Source organism: Veillonella sp. 3891 (assembly GCF_003992315.1).
Lineage (GTDB): Bacteria > Bacillota > Negativicutes > Veillonellales > Veillonellaceae > F0422.
Genome location: NZ_RQVE01000004.1, coordinates 1 through 15,064, shown reverse-complemented (window position 1 = coordinate 15,064; position 15,064 = coordinate 1). Strand labels below are relative to the sequence as shown.

The following is a 15,064-nucleotide window of genomic DNA, read 5'->3' as shown; positions in this document are numbered from 1 at the left end:
ATAGCATACTAAAAAAGAGGACTTTTGTTATTACCATATTTAAGAGGTGCATTATGGACTTTCATCACTTAAAATACTTCGTAGAAGTGGCGGATCAAAAAAGTTTCAGCAAGGCCGCAAGAAATCTTCACATTTCACAATCTGCTATCAGCCGTACTATAAAAGCTCTTGAAGATGAGCTAGGTGTTGTATTATTCATTCGTAATGCAAAATCCGTTGAAATGACTGACGGTGGCACCATCTTTTTAACGCATGCTAAACGGGTTGTATTCATGTTTGAGCATTTAAAAATCGATTTCGAAAACGAATTCCGCCTAGAACAAGGCTCTGTATTAATTGGATTACCACCAGTGACAGATGCCCCTATCTTTGCGCAATTATTAGGAGAGTTCAAACAAACCTACCCTCAAATCGAATTAGAATTATATGAACATGGTTCTAAAAAAATAGAAATCTCTGTCCAAGAAGGTCTTATCGACGTAGGAATTATTTGTACTAAACCTAATGCGAAAGAATTCGATTCCTTCTACTTAACAAGCGACCCTTTAAGCGTCATCCTGCCGAAAGACAATCCATTAGCAGAAGAAGACTCTATCTCCCTTGATCAATTGGCAGACCAATCTTTCGTATTGCATAAAGATGACTTTAACTTACATGATGAAATCGTAAAATCTTGTAAATCTGTTGGCTTCCAACCACATATCGTGTTTGAAACTAGCCAACGCGATTTAATGTTGCAAACTGTAGCTGCTCACTTAGCAATTGCATTATTACCTAGCCGTTTATGCCCTACAGAAGATGAAAATACAAAAGTAGGATCTAGCGTGGTAGTACGTCCTTTAGTAAACCCTGAAATTATGCATACTTTACACGTGATTTGGAAAAAAGGACATTACCTATCTCATGCTTCCCGCCTATGGTTAGACTTTGTGATGGCGCGCTTGCCTTTGATCCCTGGCGACACCCATGATGAAACAGCTGAGTAATCTACTTTTGAAAGTAGGTACACTCCTACGGAAGCCCCTATTCTGGATTATCCTCTATGTGCTAAGCACAACCTATTGGATGGTGTCTCAACAACTAGAAATCGATGCGCTGAAAGAACGCATTGACACAGAGCACACCATGGAACATAGTGATACCTTTCACTATCGCTTAACTAACCTAGAAAATATCAGCAACTCTCACGGAGATCGACTGAAAGAACTAGAGCGAGACAATTGGCAACTTAAACGCTTTGCCAACCAACACCAGTTCCGCATCATGCAACTCGAATGGGAACACCCTGACATCGAGGCTCCAGAACCAAGTAAATCCACACCAGTCAAAGCCCCATTCAAAGCAAACCCAACCAACGTCCCAGACGTTAAAAAATAAAACTTTCAAATCAAATATAGTGGATGCTTATATAAAAACTTCTAGCACTAGCTATCTAAATAGCTAGTGCTATTTTTTGCTTAATAAACAATACACAAAGGACTGCAACTTGTACCTAGCACAAAAAGCAGCCCTTTTGTTGACTCAACAATTATACAATTTACTCGACTGTTCTTTCTCCTGCTCCCCTTGCGACGCCTACCTCAGCACTGACTGTATAATAAGAGGGGGATATGTGTCTGTAAAAAACGATTTGCGACAGCATGTTTTTTACAGACACATATCCCCCTCCCCCAAATACATCAGTGCTCAGTGTATAAGGAGCATCCATTCGAGGAATGTACACAACACATACGCAATAATAAACTTCACTTTCTGTTTCCGATCCCGATCTTCATCAGCCACTTTCAACCGATGTGCTAAGAATCGTTTATCCCGTATTTGCATCAACATTTCCACGATATGTTCTTGTCGTTTCACAACATTTTTATCATTCTCTAGAGCCTGCTTTTGCATAGCAATGCGTCGTTGTAGTCGTCGCATTTGTATCTTAATATTATTGCTCACAAATACAGATTGCCACTTTTTCCTCGTTTCAAAGTACATATAAATATACCGAGGAATATTCATGACAATAAAACTGAATAGTAAAATGCTTAAGGAAATAAAGAAATACGTAGAAAAAGAAAAATCCTGTAATTCTTCATGTGGTAAGTAGTGGTTCAAGATAATAAAGCTCACCCAAACCCCTATCGGCATTAACAACGCTGCTGCCATATCTATGGAGCGAACCCAGTTCGTTTTAACCGGCATTTCTGGAGCTGAATAGGTCTCTAGCTTCTGATGGAATGCATAGTACTCCACTTGCAATACGGATTGTCCCGATTTGATAGCCGTTAATAGCACTGGTCCTACGCTTTCTTTTGGTCGTTGTGGCCAAGGAATAAACTCTCGTACCGGGCTATTCGGTGACAAGTCAAACCGAATAATGCCTTTCTTTTCTAAACGCATAGATGATGTATCATTACCGATACTGAAAGGATTAAAGAACATTCCCAATACATGCAAACTCCAGTTTCCCAAAATGTGGGTAATTATATTTAAGAATAAACCACCCATATCCACATTAGCCATATCTACTTTGAGCTGAATTGTAGAGGTATAATCATCAAACCAAATATCATCAATATCAAACTCCACATTGATGACATTCCCCAATTTCGTAATAACATTCATAAATACCTTATTATTGGGTTCAAATTCAAAGATAATAGAATGAAAAAACCAATGATTACGCACCACAGATCGCATCTTGCGGTTCACCGCTTCTTCCTCAATGGATAGCATACGATGATCGTACAATGTATTTCCATCTTCTAATGACTCAGGTAAGCGTGGCCCTTCTATATGTGTTTGTGTAGTTACAGCATTGGCTAACTTCAATAGCTTCGTAACTAATTGTCCCATATATATCTCCTATCTAGTAGGTTATTCGAATCTAAGTGATACACTTTCATAATTTACCACAATTATATCATAGTCCCCCTACAAATGAAAGAAAAGCCCTATCTATAGTATATTCACTATAGGTAGGGCTCTTCGTTGGTCCTACAAGGACTTACATCTTACTCCTACTGATATATACATATTTGCATGAGCTACACCAATATAGTATCTACGCCATTAGCACATACAATTTCAGTCTATCTCTTAAATTCGTTCCATACTCAATCGATGATATTCATAGAATCGTCCTTGTAAAGCTAATAAACTTTCATAAGTTCCACTTTCTACAATGTGGCCCTGTTCTAAGAACAAGATACGGTCCATTTCATGTAATTGTTCAATATGGTGTGTAATATATAACACAGTTTTTCCTTGGAACAAGGTATGTAGCTGATCTTGCACCAAGTGCCGTGTGACTTGATCTAATCCTTCTAGTGGCTCATCCAATAGCAAAATCTCTGCATCACGTAGATACAATCGCGCCATACCAAGACGTTGCCGTTGTCCACCGCTGAGTCCCATTCCTCCTTGACCGACCATGGTACGCAATCCTTTCGGTAGACTACGTACCCAGTCTGACAATTGCACCGCATCCAAAGCTTGCCAAATGTCTTCATCTGTTGCACTCGGCTTAGCCAATCGAATATTATCTCCTATAGTCGCATGGAATACATAGATATCTTGGGTAGCATATGCCATATAGGATTGCAATTGTTCCTCTGAAAGCATCTTTGCATCGACTCCATCAATAGAGATAGTACCACTGTATGTATACCATCCTTGTAAGAGTGCAAATAAGGTGCTTTTACCAGACCCACTAGGGCCTACAATTGCTACTTTCTCACCTTTTTGAATCGACAAGTCTAACCCATCATAAATAGGTAGAACATCGTAGGCAAAGGATAGTGATTGTACACGAATCATAGGAGATACATCATGCGAACTGTCATTATCAATGTATTCACTCAAGCCTCTACTACTATCATTACTTACACGATCTACTGATTGTATCTGTTGGCTTTCTTGACCTTCTAGACCTTCTAATCGATCCATGGCCAAAGCACTTTCATATCCATGCAAGGAGGCTTCTGTCATAGGTTGCAACACTTCAAAGTAGGCCTGTAATCCAATAGCAATAACAGCCACCCATAGTGGTCCATAGGCAGTTTCATCGATGACCCACACTCCAACGACCATCCCCACTAGTAATGCTGATTGAGCTAGCCCTAGTAGGATAGTCTGGTTCCAGCGAACACCACGATTCCATAGACTTTGCCAACTATCATAGGCACTAAAAGATGCTTTCATAGACTGTACAAATCGTTGTTCTTGATGGCTCATAATGATATCCACTACACCGTGAATCGATTCAATTAATTCCTCTTTCATTCGTCCCCTTGTATGGAGCCTCATAGGTGGAACTTGTCGTAAGGCATAGGTAATGATAATTGGCAATACCACACCTACAATGATACTGTACAGCGCAATCACTATCGCAACTATAGGATGTAATTGGTAGCCAATCATGCAGCCTAATACTGTAACACCGATGAACGAAAGGCTAGGGACTAAGGTACGCAAATAAAAGAACTGTAATGTCTCGATATCCGCCATAATGCGACCTAATAGGTCACCCATTTTCATCGATTGAAAGATGCGTGGCACCAACGGTTCTAACCGCTTAAAGAAAGCAATACGTAATTCATACAAACCTTGAAAAGCCATCGAATGGGACACATATCGTTCCCCATAGCGACAGATGGCACGACTAATCCCAAAGAAACGTACTCCTACAATAGCCAAGCTAAGAACTACCAATATAGGATGCTCCGAGGCTTTCGTAATTAACCATGTGGACGTAGTCAGTAATCCTATATTCATGAGCACCGTTCCCATGGCAAACATAATACTACCCACTAACAATACTCTATGTTGAGATAGCAAATTCCATAACGATACTAGCCCACAGCGTATATCCTGTTGTATCACAGAACCTATCGCTTCACCTCGTAGTGCCTCACCTTTTGGAGTACTCGATTTCATGGCTCTATGAGCCTCATTGCCATACTTCATTTGGTAGGTACTAGCAATTCCCTCTTGTACCACCAGTGCATCAACTATCGCAATAGATTCCTTACCATGTAATCCATCTGAGTCATGTAGAGCTACTTCGTCAAATGGAACACTTTTATCACGGATGCCAGCATTCTCACTATACACTGTTTCTGAGACTTGTTCTACACATGTAAAATCGTCGCTCTTCACCGTTAGTTTCCGCATCACTGGATTACTATAGGTATTCACTAAAGACGCAAAATATCCATTTTGTGCTACTAAGTCCGCATAACTACCCGATTCGACTAGCCTTCCTGCTTGCATCACAAATAAAGTATCCACATACTTCATGGTTTGCACTCGATGGCCCACATAGAGAACGATTTTATCTTTTCCATACTCACGCAATACCTGCATGATTAGACTTTCCGTTTCCACATCTAAATGAGCCGTCACTTCGTCAAGGATTAGGATTTGTGCTGGTCGTAACAAGATTCGTCCTAAGGCTAATCGTTGACGTTGTCCGCCAGACAATCCGTAGCCACCTTCTCCAATCACTGTATCTAAACCTAATGGCAATGTGTCCACAAAATTAGCCAATTGCACTTTCTTTAATACTTGCCACAATGTTTCGTCAGTTACCTCTAACCCAAATTGTAAGTTCTCTCGTAAAGTACCACTCATAATATATGGTGTTTGACTAAGATAAGCAATTTGCTCATGGTACCACTGACTATCTAGGGTTTGTAAATCACAACCATCCACTGTGACCTGTCCCTTAGTAGGCGTCAATAATTGCATAAGCACATTAGATAGGGTCGTCTTACCAGCTCCGCTTTCACCAACTAGCATATAGGACCGCCCACGTTTTAGTACGCCTGTGAAAGTCTCTAAACCCACCTGCTCTTCTTCATATTGGTACGCCACATCACAGAACTCAATGGTTTGAATCGGTTCCTCAAGTATTTCTTGACCTGTACGAACTACTTCTATACCAGATGTGAGATACTCTTGTACTGCTGTCAAACTTACCTTACCAGACAAACCTGTATGGAAAGCAGCACCTAGTTGTCGTAGAGGTGCATAGAAATCTGGTGCTAATAGCAAAATAAAGAAAGCCGGCAAAAACTCTACTTCACCATAGACTAAGGACACACCTAAGTAGACCGCAATCATAGCAGTACTAATAGTACCGATTAATTCTAATACCAAGGCAGACAAAAAAGCGATTCGTAATACTTTTAATGTAGCATCACGAAACTCGCCAGATAAGCGACCGATAACATGGACCTGTTCTTTGGCTCTGCCAAATACTTTCAGTGTCGTCAAACCTTGTAATACATCAAGAAAATGGCCACCTAAGAATTGCATTCGTTCCCATTGTTGTTTGTTTAATTTGTCCGCTTTTTTACCGATGAGAATCATAAAGAAAGGAATCAAAGGATAGGTAACCAATAAAATCCATCCAATCCAAGATATAGAATCGATGATAGCTATGGATATCATAAGAGGAATCAACACCGCATAGAGAGCTTGTGGGATGTATTGGCTCATATAGGCATCTACATGGTCTAATCCATCTGTCAAAATATGGGTGACAGATCCAGCACTGTCAGATTGACGAACACCTTGGGCGATCATATGATGCAAGACTCGATTCCGTAGGTCCTCATGAACGGTGCTAGCAATATGGTCTCGCAACCACTGTTCTCCATGAGAACATGCCATACGCATAAGAATCATGGCGCCTAATACAGTCATCGTGCCATAGGATAGGCTTTCACCTTGTACCACTAAGCTATTAATGATAAGAGCAAAGGCATAAGCTTGTCCTAAAGTCGCTGCTGTACCAACTAAGGTCAGCAAAAGCAGCCCGCCATAGGAACGAGGATGCAACTTGACCAATTGCCACGCAAAGGAATGAAACATAAGACCTCCTTTCAGAATCGTTGTGTATGGATTCCTAGTCTATACAACAAAAGGGACGTGAAACCACGCCCCTTTCAAAATTACTATAAATTAATAGTGTAAGTCATCTTGTGATACACGATGACGGAAATAGTAGTATGCCCATGCTTGGTACACTAATACGATAGGTACGAAGATGCATGCTACGATTGTCATCAATGTTAATGTGTATGTAGAAGATGCTGCATTCATAATTGTTAAGCTATATGCTGGATCAATGCTAGATACCATAATGCGAGGGAACAATCCTGCAAAGTAAGCTAGTGTAACAAATAAAATTGTTAATGCACTGAACACAAACCCTTTACCTGTTTGACGAGCACGTGTAAAGCCCCAAGATACTAAGAAGCTTATAATTGCCAATGCAAAGGCTACTGTAGCCAATGTGCTGTTGAATAGGTCTGTGTACACATAAGTAGCACCTACCAAAACCAACGCACCTACTGCTGTAATCACACCTTCTACTAAAGCCGCTGCACGAGCACGTTCAGAGATTTCTCCTGTTGTTTTCAAGGAAGCATATAATGCACCATGGTACAAGAATACGCATACAAATGCAATGCCACAAAGGATTGTGTATACGCTCAATAAATCTAGGAAACCACCTACATAGTTCATGTGTTTATCGATTGGCGTACCTTGAATTAGGTTACCTACTGTCACACCCCATAGAAGAGCTGGAATAGCAGAGCCAAAGAAAATGCACCAGTCGAAAGCAGCACGCCATGTTGGACTTTTATCTTTACTGCGGAAGTCAAAGGACACGCCACGAGCGATTAATGCTGCTAACATCAAGAACAATGCCAAGTAAAAACCACTGAATAAGGTAGCATATACTTGCGGGAAGGATGCGAACATAGCACCACCAGCGGTGAGCATCCATACTTGGTTACCGTCCCATACAGGGCCGATCGTATTGATCAATTGACGACGCTCACGGTCAGTTTTACCCAAGAATGGGAGCCACATACCTACACCATAATCAAGACCTTCTAAAATGAAGAATCCAGTAAATAGAACACCAACTAAGATGAACCAAATTAATTCTAAGTTATTTGTAATTATTTCCATAATGTAGCCTCCTCTTGTTCAACCACATCATGAGCTGGATTACCAGCTGGTCCTGCTTGAATATGTTTTACTGCTAGGTAAATCGCAGCAATCGCCATCACTACGTACACAGCAGTAAAGCCAATGATTGTTGTCCAGATTTCCGGCGCTGTTACTACTTTGGATGCACCGTCAGCTGTTTTTTGTAAACCGTATACAAGCCATGGTTGACGACCCGCTTCAGCCACATACCAACCTGTAGAGTTCGCAATAAATGGAAGGGCTAGTAAATGATAGATGCTTTTTAGAGCTATTCTATTATTAAGCAACTTGCCTTTCATATGTAAGTAGTAACCTACAATAGATGTGACAAGCATAATGATGCCCGCTAAAATCATCACACGGAAGGACCAGAACATAGATGTTACATGTGGTACATAATCACCAGAACCATGTTTTAGTTCTGCTTCTTTTTGAAGATCATTAATACCTTTCACTTCCCCTTTGAAAGAGTCATGAACTACGAAGGACAATGCTCCTGGCACACCGATTTCAAAGTTATTCTTCTTACCCTCTTGATCAATGCCAGCTACGATAGCAAATGGAGCTGGATCATGAGTTTCCCATAATGCTTCAAAGGCAGCTACTTTCATAGGTTGTAATTTTGCTACGGTTTGACCTTGGAAGTGACCGGCACCACCTACTAATAAACCACCAATCACAGCGGCTCCTAAACCAAATTTAATAGATTTAGAGTAAAATTCTACATGATTATTTTTCAACAAATGCCATGCACTGACAGAAGCAATAATCACGCCTGCTGTTAAAATGCCATCGGTAAAGATGTGTAAATATTGACCTGGTAAATACCCATTTTGTAAGATGGCTGTAAAAGAATCCATTTCTGCACGGCCATTACGAAGTGCATAGCCTACTGGATGTTGCATGAATGAGTTCGCTACTAAAATCCAAAATGCGGATAAGTTACTACCAATCGCTACTAACACCGCTACAAATGCATGGGCTTTTGCCGACAATTTATCCCAGCCAAAAATCCAAGCCCCCATAAAGGTGGACTCTAAGAAGAATGCTGTTAACGCTTCTAACGCCAAAGGAGCACCGAAGATATCTCCCATAAAACGAGAATATTCTGCCCAGTTCATCCCAAAATGGAACTCTTGAACGATACCTGTTACAACACCCATTGCAAAGTTAATTAGGAATAATTTACCCCAAAACTTTGCCATTTTTTTGTACACTTCGTTTTTTGTGCGCGCATAGGTAATTTCAAGTATTGCTACCAATACTGTCATTCCTAGCGTGAACGGTACGAAGAGCCAATGATAGATCGTAGTCAACGCAAATTGAAAACGAGCTAACAAGACTGCATCCATCATGCTAATTCCTCCTCACTTGAATATACATTTAGACCACATGGTGCATTGATATATGAATCGAACGTTCACGTTTCGCTAACGTTTCGAAATCAACATTTTTTAATTCTTCTATTAATACAGATTGAATTTTACCAACCGCTTCTTGCACGGCACATTGACCATGGCAACCACGGGAGCAACTGTTAGAGTCGTATAAACAATGTTGTAAATACGTATCTCCTTCTACGGCTGTTACCACATCATATAAACTAATATCTTTTGGCTTTTTAGCCAAGGTGAATCCACCATCTACGCCACGATAGGAATGTAATAACTTTGCATTCACCAAATAGCGCATAATTTTTAACAAAAATCGTTCAGGTATCTTACTTGTTTTTGCTAGTTCTGCCCCTACCTTTCGAGTACCGAATGGTAATGTAGACATGTATAAGATAATCCGAAATGCATAGTCTGTTGCCTGATTAAATTTCAATGATATCTCCCTTATTGAATCTAAACTAAACTGTATATGTATGGGCATTAAAAGTACACTCTAACAGTATACTTTAAAAGTATAAAAAATGCTCGAGTGCATACGCCTTCGAGCATCTCTTACCTCTATTATAAGAAATTATTGAGAATGTTGCAACACATTTCTTCATTATTTCTTCATTTTTTATATATGTGCCAACACATCAATCACTACATATGCCAAGGCTGATACACCAGCAGATAATGGTATCGTAATAAACCAAGCAAATACCATGGACCGTGCTGTACTCCAGTTCACCGCTTTCACACGCATAGCAGTGCCTACGCCCATGATTGATCCACTCACAACATGTGTTGTAGATACTGGCAAGTGTAATAAAGTAGCCGTAAAAATAGTTATGGCAGAGTTTAAATCCGCTGCAAATCCATTGATACTTTCTAATTTAAAAATCTTACTACCTACAGTAGCAATAATTTTCCATCCCCCTGCTGCTGTACCCAAGGCCATCGCTGTGGCACAGGCAATTTTAACCCAAATAGGTACATCTAAGGTTTGTAAATGACCACTAGCTACTAAGGTTAACGTAATGATACCCATCGCTTTTTGTGCATCATTGGAACCGTGCGAGAATGACATGAGTGCCGCAGATACCAATTGCATATTCCGGAATCGATCATTTAAAACAATGGGAGAAAATCGTCCAAATAAGATCAGCAATATTTTCATTACAATATAGCCTAATACTAGCGCTAAAATAGGAGAGGCCACCAAAGAAATAAAAATCTTACCAATCCCACCAGCTTGTAACGCTTCTGGTCCTACAGAAATCAATACGGCACCAATAATACCACCGATTAATGCATGAGAAGAAGAACTGGGAATCCCATACCACCAGGTTAAGAGGTTCCAAAAAATAGCACCCACTAGCGCTGCTACTATAATCTCACCATTGATCATCTCTGGAGCAGTAACGATATCCCCACCAATTGTTTTCGCAACACCTGTACTGATCATGGCTCCTAAAAAGTTTAACGTAGCCGCCATCATCACTGCTGTTTTCGGAGCAATGGCTCTTGTTGATACTGACGTAGCAATTGCATTCGCAGTATCATGGAATCCATTTATATAGTCAAAGGCCAACGCTAATAAAACGACGGCCCATATCACCCAACCATCAAGCATACTTCAATACTACCCGGCGGAATGTTCCTACCAAAGTCTCAGAGCCATCGATAACTTCTTCCATGGAACTAAGAATTTCCTTCCACTTAATGATTTCAATAGGGTCACTGCACTCTGTGAAAAGTTTCGCCATTTCCACATGATAAATGTCATCTGCTTCTGCTTCCAGACGCAACACTTCTAAAGCACGACCTTCTACTTTCAAATAGTTTTTCTTTAAGCTTCCCATATAAGAAATAGATTTTTTAATGTGCTTACAACACTTCGCCACAATTTCTGCCATACGAATAGCTCCTGTAGTTGGCTCACTTTGCACTTGATACATCACCATTTTATCCATGATTTCTTTGATATTATCAATGGTATTATCTAATTGATCAATCAATAGTTGGATATCTTCACGGTCCATTGGTGTAATAAAGGTTTTACGCAAACGGTCCATCGTAGCCGCCACCAACTCATCAGCTTCATGCTCTTTTTGTTCAATTTGACGAAGAGCTTCTTTCTTTTCCACTTCTCCTTCAAATACGTCTTGCATCAACTGTGCCGCCTCATGACATAGTTCAGCATGGTCATTCAGCATACTGAAAAACTTTTCTTCTTTTCCTTTTAAATTGAAAGCCATTACATCCTCCAATAACTTACTATGTGATTTATATAGTTCCATTATAGCACGTTACCAATCACTTGTGCACGCAAAATGCAAAAGAGCCTATGCATTTTTTAGTTTCTACTTTGCATCTTTTACGAAAAATACATTCTATGACTAATTTGCTTCTATTTATGTGTCATTACAATATCTCATAAAACTAATAACTATGTACAAGTATCAAATTTTAGTCTGTAAAAAGCAAAAATATAGCTATCTCAGCACTATGAATACATAGTTACAAAAGATAGCTATCTCTAATCCACTATTTTATTAATTCCCGCTTTAAATGTTTCACTTCTGGTAAAATTAATTCTTTCATAGCCAACGTAACAGCCCCTACCGAACCTGGGATGGCAAATAAAATCGTATGTTCTTTCACACCAGCAATCGCGCGAGATGCCAACGCTTTTGTACCAATATCATCACGATAACTTAAGAAACGAAATAACTCACCAAAGCCCGGAATCTCCTTATCTAATAGAGGTTGCACTGCCTCGATGGATACATCACGTTTAGCAATTCCTGTACCACCTGTGCTGATAATAATATCTGCAACACCTACATTATCTTCATATGTCCAAGCACGAACATCATTACCTATGGACTCCGTCAAAACTTGAACTTCTCTACCATAATTGCCAGTGAAAGCCTTATGAATAGCACCTTGAATCTCATCGATTGTATCTGTCACGATTTGTCGAGAAACCACAACAAAACCCGCCTCACGAGCTAACTCTTCTACACGGGCGCCACCTTTGTCTGTTTCCTTTGTTCTTGTATCAGACACCGTAATAACCGCTACTGTCAACGGACGGTCTGTAAATTCCATCATTGCCATGTGTCTCTTCCTTTCTATGTAACCAAAACTATATAGGATACATCTCCTATAGTGTACGCATCTTACTTGGCCAGCTATAACTTCTCCATACTAGAGGGATCTTATCATATTTTTTTAACAAAATATATTACACCAAATTCTATAATATATATGATTCTAAATTAGAACTATGAAGATATACTCTTATTTATACACTACTTAGCTAAAAATAAATCAATACAATCTTTAACCTCTACAGAAACCCTAAAAAATACACTATCTAAGTGACCAAAACATTTAAGTTATACCTATACATATAGTAACATATCTTCTATCCTATCTCTATAGCAACTGTTACTGACTAAAAAATTCTTTTACTTCTTTTAGCTGTCCTTTGGTGCAAGAAACATATAGTTCATCGCCACACTGTAACAGGGTTGTCGCCACTGGTACGATTGGTTGCCCTCCTCGATCAATACTAACAATGATGGCTCCCCTCGGTAATTCAATATCTTTCAACATCGTATCTACATAAGGACATACTACTGACAATCGTGTTTGGAAAAATGTTTGCTCTTCCTCCGCGCCTATAATGCCTTGGCTCATACGAAGTAATAGGTTATCATAAATTGGCAATTCTTTCATAAATTCTGCCGTTAAGTATGCAATGATTGCCACCGTTCCTACTTGATATATACTGTGAAAGCTATTTGTCATTTCTAAAACAAGTAAAATCGCTAACAAAGGTGTTCGCATAGAAGCTGCTAGCATACCTGCCATACCACAAATGATAAAACTACCACCGAAGGCATTAGGAAGCATGTGCAATTCTACCAATATACTATGCGTCAACGCTCCCACTGCCGATCCAATCACCACCATAGGTAGGAAAATACCACCTTGTGCACCATTACCATAGCAAATAGATGTTAAAATAATCTTGCCTATAACAATATATACTAGCAGTTGTAATGTCTGTTGATGCTCAACCATCATACTAACTACATCATTGCCGCCACCTAGGAGCAATTGTGAATCCAGTCCTAATAGCGTCACCCCTAGGAATGTGAGTGAAATCTTCCACCCTCTAGAAATCGGAAGTTTATCATATACGGATTTGACGCCCACAATCATACGATTAAAAAAGATCCCGAAGAAACCTACCCCAACACCTAATATAAGAAGTGTAGCAAAATACTCGATAGGGATACTTTCCATCACAGAGAAACCCAATGACGGCGTTAAGCCAAACACCAAAGAAGTTATTAAATTCGCCGAAATGGTAGCAGAAAATGTAGGAATAACCAGCTTAGGATAAAAACTTTTATGCACTTCTTCAAATACAAAGATAGCTCCTGATACAGGTGCACTAAAGGCCGCAGTCAGTCCCGCCGCAGCGCCGGCAGATGTTAGGATTCGCTCCTCTCGAAGAGAGCTCCCAAACCAGTTCGACAGTAACTTACCAGTTGCACCGCCAAGCTGTACCGATGGTCCTTCCCGACCTACAGAGAATCCAACAATGCCAGTAAAAGCACCTCCAAAAAACTTAGATACTAATGTAGGAAAGGGGTTCATGTTAAAGATCCCTTTCATCTCCCCTTCGATTTGAGGAATCCCCGAACCACCTGATAAAGGTGCCCATTTTAATAGTAAATGACAACACCACCCTAAGATCATCATAACGATGGTCCATATAATGATTTGCTCTATTGTAGCAGTAGCCATAAACACATGACGAAAGTCATTGCCCCAGTGAATGATATATCTGAAAGCAGATCCAATCGTACCTGCCACTATTCCAATAAGAATACCTTTTACAATTAATAAAAGAAACTCTTCCCTGTCAAAGGTGTTAAAAAATTCTATCTTAGGTCTTTTAAAAATATTGTTTCGTTTATTATGTATCATACAATCACCTTATATACCTTAATAATAGGTATAGTATACAAGGTTACAGTTGATTTGTCATTATGTAAAATAATCTTCATTATTTTAAAAGTTTTACTTCTTGTTAACTGGAAATTGCTTTTTAGCTATAACCTGTCATTTGCGACTTCTTATATGCGCCTAGCTGCGGATTTTGTGCGCCCTTTGGGCTTCAAAATCTTACGGCAATACTTTTATCTGTTATTCTTTTGTTCCTGACTGTGGATTTTATGCGCCCTTTTAGGGCTTTAAAACCTTACGTCAGGAACTAAGCGATGCTCTATGATTTGCGCGTCGTTTCTTCTATTTTTATCTTTTCATACTTTCCTTTTCCTACTTTGTTCCTAACTGTGGGTTTTATTCGCCCTTCGGGCTTTAAAACCTTACGTCAGGAACTAAGCGATGCTCTATGATTTATGCGTCGCTCCGCTCCTTTAAATCATGATCCCTGCTTATTCCAGACCTTATCATTTATTTCATAGATATTACTTGTCTAATCTGGCTGGAAACGGCTTAGAGTATTTAAGACTATTAATTAATAAAAAAAGAGCACCCTTTTGGGTGCGCTTTCTTTATCAATCAGCAACTTCCTATCCTCCCAGGCCGTTTCCAGCCAAGTACTTTCGGCGTTTACGAGCTTAACTACTGTGTTCGGGATGGGA

11 protein-coding genes and 1 rRNA gene are annotated in these 15,064 nt (G+C 39.7%); 2 read left to right on the top strand and 10 right to left on the bottom strand.

Annotated elements, in window-relative coordinates; genetic code table 11:
* The first annotated feature begins 53 nt into the window (after positions 1-53).
* A complete protein-coding gene (locus tag EO118_RS03065) occupies positions 54-986 on the top strand; it encodes a LysR family transcriptional regulator (RefSeq protein WP_127068584.1) in 933 nt (310 codons plus the stop codon).
* Positions 967-1,377, top strand: coding sequence for a hypothetical protein (locus EO118_RS03060; RefSeq protein ID WP_127068583.1), 411 nt, complete (start codon positions 967-969; stop codon positions 1,375-1,377). Before EO118_RS03065 ends, EO118_RS03060 begins: the two co-directional genes overlap by 20 nt.
* 309 nt (positions 1,378-1,686) lie before the next feature.
* Here the strand turns inward: EO118_RS03060 and EO118_RS03055 are convergent, their stop codons facing one another.
* The 10 genes from EO118_RS03055 to rrf all read right to left on the bottom strand — a co-directional run.
* Positions 1,687-2,844 (bottom strand): hypothetical protein, encoded by a 1,158-nt coding sequence (locus tag EO118_RS03055; protein ID WP_127068582.1) that lies wholly within the window; start codon positions 2,842-2,844, stop codon positions 1,687-1,689.
* A 243-nt stretch (positions 2,845-3,087) separates the two neighbouring features.
* The gene (gene cydD, locus EO118_RS03050; protein ID WP_127068581.1) at positions 3,088-6,867 is read right to left on the bottom strand and encodes a thiol reductant ABC exporter subunit CydD; all 3,780 of its coding nucleotides are present in this window, start codon (positions 6,865-6,867) and stop codon (positions 3,088-3,090) included.
* Between the two features lie 90 nt (positions 6,868-6,957).
* On the bottom strand, positions 6,958-7,977 hold the full coding sequence (gene cydB, locus EO118_RS03045) for a cytochrome d ubiquinol oxidase subunit II (protein WP_127068580.1): 1,020 nt from the start codon (positions 7,975-7,977) through the stop codon (positions 6,958-6,960).
* Positions 7,968-9,353, bottom strand: coding sequence for a cytochrome ubiquinol oxidase subunit I (locus EO118_RS03040; protein WP_127068579.1), 1,386 nt, complete (start codon positions 9,351-9,353; stop codon positions 7,968-7,970). Before EO118_RS03040 ends, cydB begins: the two co-directional genes overlap by 10 nt.
* A gap of 28 nt (positions 9,354-9,381) precedes the next feature.
* Positions 9,382-9,825: an Rrf2 family transcriptional regulator gene (locus EO118_RS03035; protein WP_127068578.1), complete on the bottom strand. Its 444-nt coding sequence runs from the start codon at positions 9,823-9,825 to the stop codon at positions 9,382-9,384.
* 183 nt (positions 9,826-10,008) lie between these two features.
* Positions 10,009-11,007, bottom strand: coding sequence for an inorganic phosphate transporter (locus tag EO118_RS03030; protein WP_127068577.1), 999 nt, complete (start codon positions 11,005-11,007; stop codon positions 10,009-10,011).
* Positions 11,000-11,632 carry a DUF47 domain-containing protein gene (locus EO118_RS03025; protein ID WP_127068576.1) on the bottom strand — a complete coding sequence of 211 codons (633 nt, stop codon included), beginning with the start codon at positions 11,630-11,632 and terminating at the stop codon, positions 11,000-11,002. The genes EO118_RS03030 and EO118_RS03025 overlap by 8 nt, the downstream gene beginning before the upstream one ends.
* Before the next feature lie 289 nt (positions 11,633-11,921).
* A complete protein-coding gene (locus tag EO118_RS03020; RefSeq protein ID WP_127068575.1) occupies positions 11,922-12,497 on the bottom strand; it encodes a molybdenum cofactor biosynthesis protein B in 576 nt (191 codons plus the stop codon).
* Positions 12,498-12,830: 333 nt separating this feature from the next.
* Positions 12,831-14,384 carry a ClC family H(+)/Cl(-) exchange transporter gene (locus EO118_RS03015; protein WP_127068574.1) on the bottom strand — a complete coding sequence of 518 codons (1,554 nt, stop codon included), beginning with the start codon at positions 14,382-14,384 and terminating at the stop codon, positions 12,831-12,833.
* Positions 14,385-14,979: 595 nt separating this feature from the next.
* Positions 14,980-15,064, bottom strand: a 5S ribosomal RNA gene (gene rrf, locus EO118_RS03010); the annotation flags it as partial.

Bases quoted from the DNA above. Each gene is read 5' to 3' on its own strand.
- EO118_RS03065 (WP_127068584.1), top strand. From the start codon at position 54: ATGGACTTTCATCACTTAAAATACTTCGTAGAAGTGGCGGATCAAAAA.
- EO118_RS03060 (WP_127068583.1), top strand. From the start codon at position 967: ATGATGAAACAGCTGAGTAATCTACTTTTGAAAGTAGGTACACTCCTA.
- EO118_RS03055 (WP_127068582.1), bottom strand. From the start codon at position 2,844: ATGGGACAATTAGTTACGAAGCTATTGAAGTTAGCCAATGCTGTAACT.
- cydD (WP_127068581.1), bottom strand. From the start codon at position 6,867: ATGTTTCATTCCTTTGCGTGGCAATTGGTCAAGTTGCATCCTCGTTCC.
- cydB (WP_127068580.1), bottom strand. From the start codon at position 7,977: ATGGAAATAATTACAAATAACTTAGAATTAATTTGGTTCATCTTAGTT.
- EO118_RS03040 (WP_127068579.1), bottom strand. From the start codon at position 9,353: ATGATGGATGCAGTCTTGTTAGCTCGTTTTCAATTTGCGTTGACTACG.
- EO118_RS03030 (WP_127068577.1), bottom strand. From the start codon at position 11,007: ATGCTTGATGGTTGGGTGATATGGGCCGTCGTTTTATTAGCGTTGGCC.
- EO118_RS03025 (WP_127068576.1), bottom strand. From the start codon at position 11,632: ATGGCTTTCAATTTAAAAGGAAAAGAAGAAAAGTTTTTCAGTATGCTG.
- EO118_RS03020 (WP_127068575.1), bottom strand. From the start codon at position 12,497: ATGGCAATGATGGAATTTACAGACCGTCCGTTGACAGTAGCGGTTATT.
- EO118_RS03015 (WP_127068574.1), bottom strand. From the start codon at position 14,384: ATGATACATAATAAACGAAACAATATTTTTAAAAGACCTAAGATAGAA.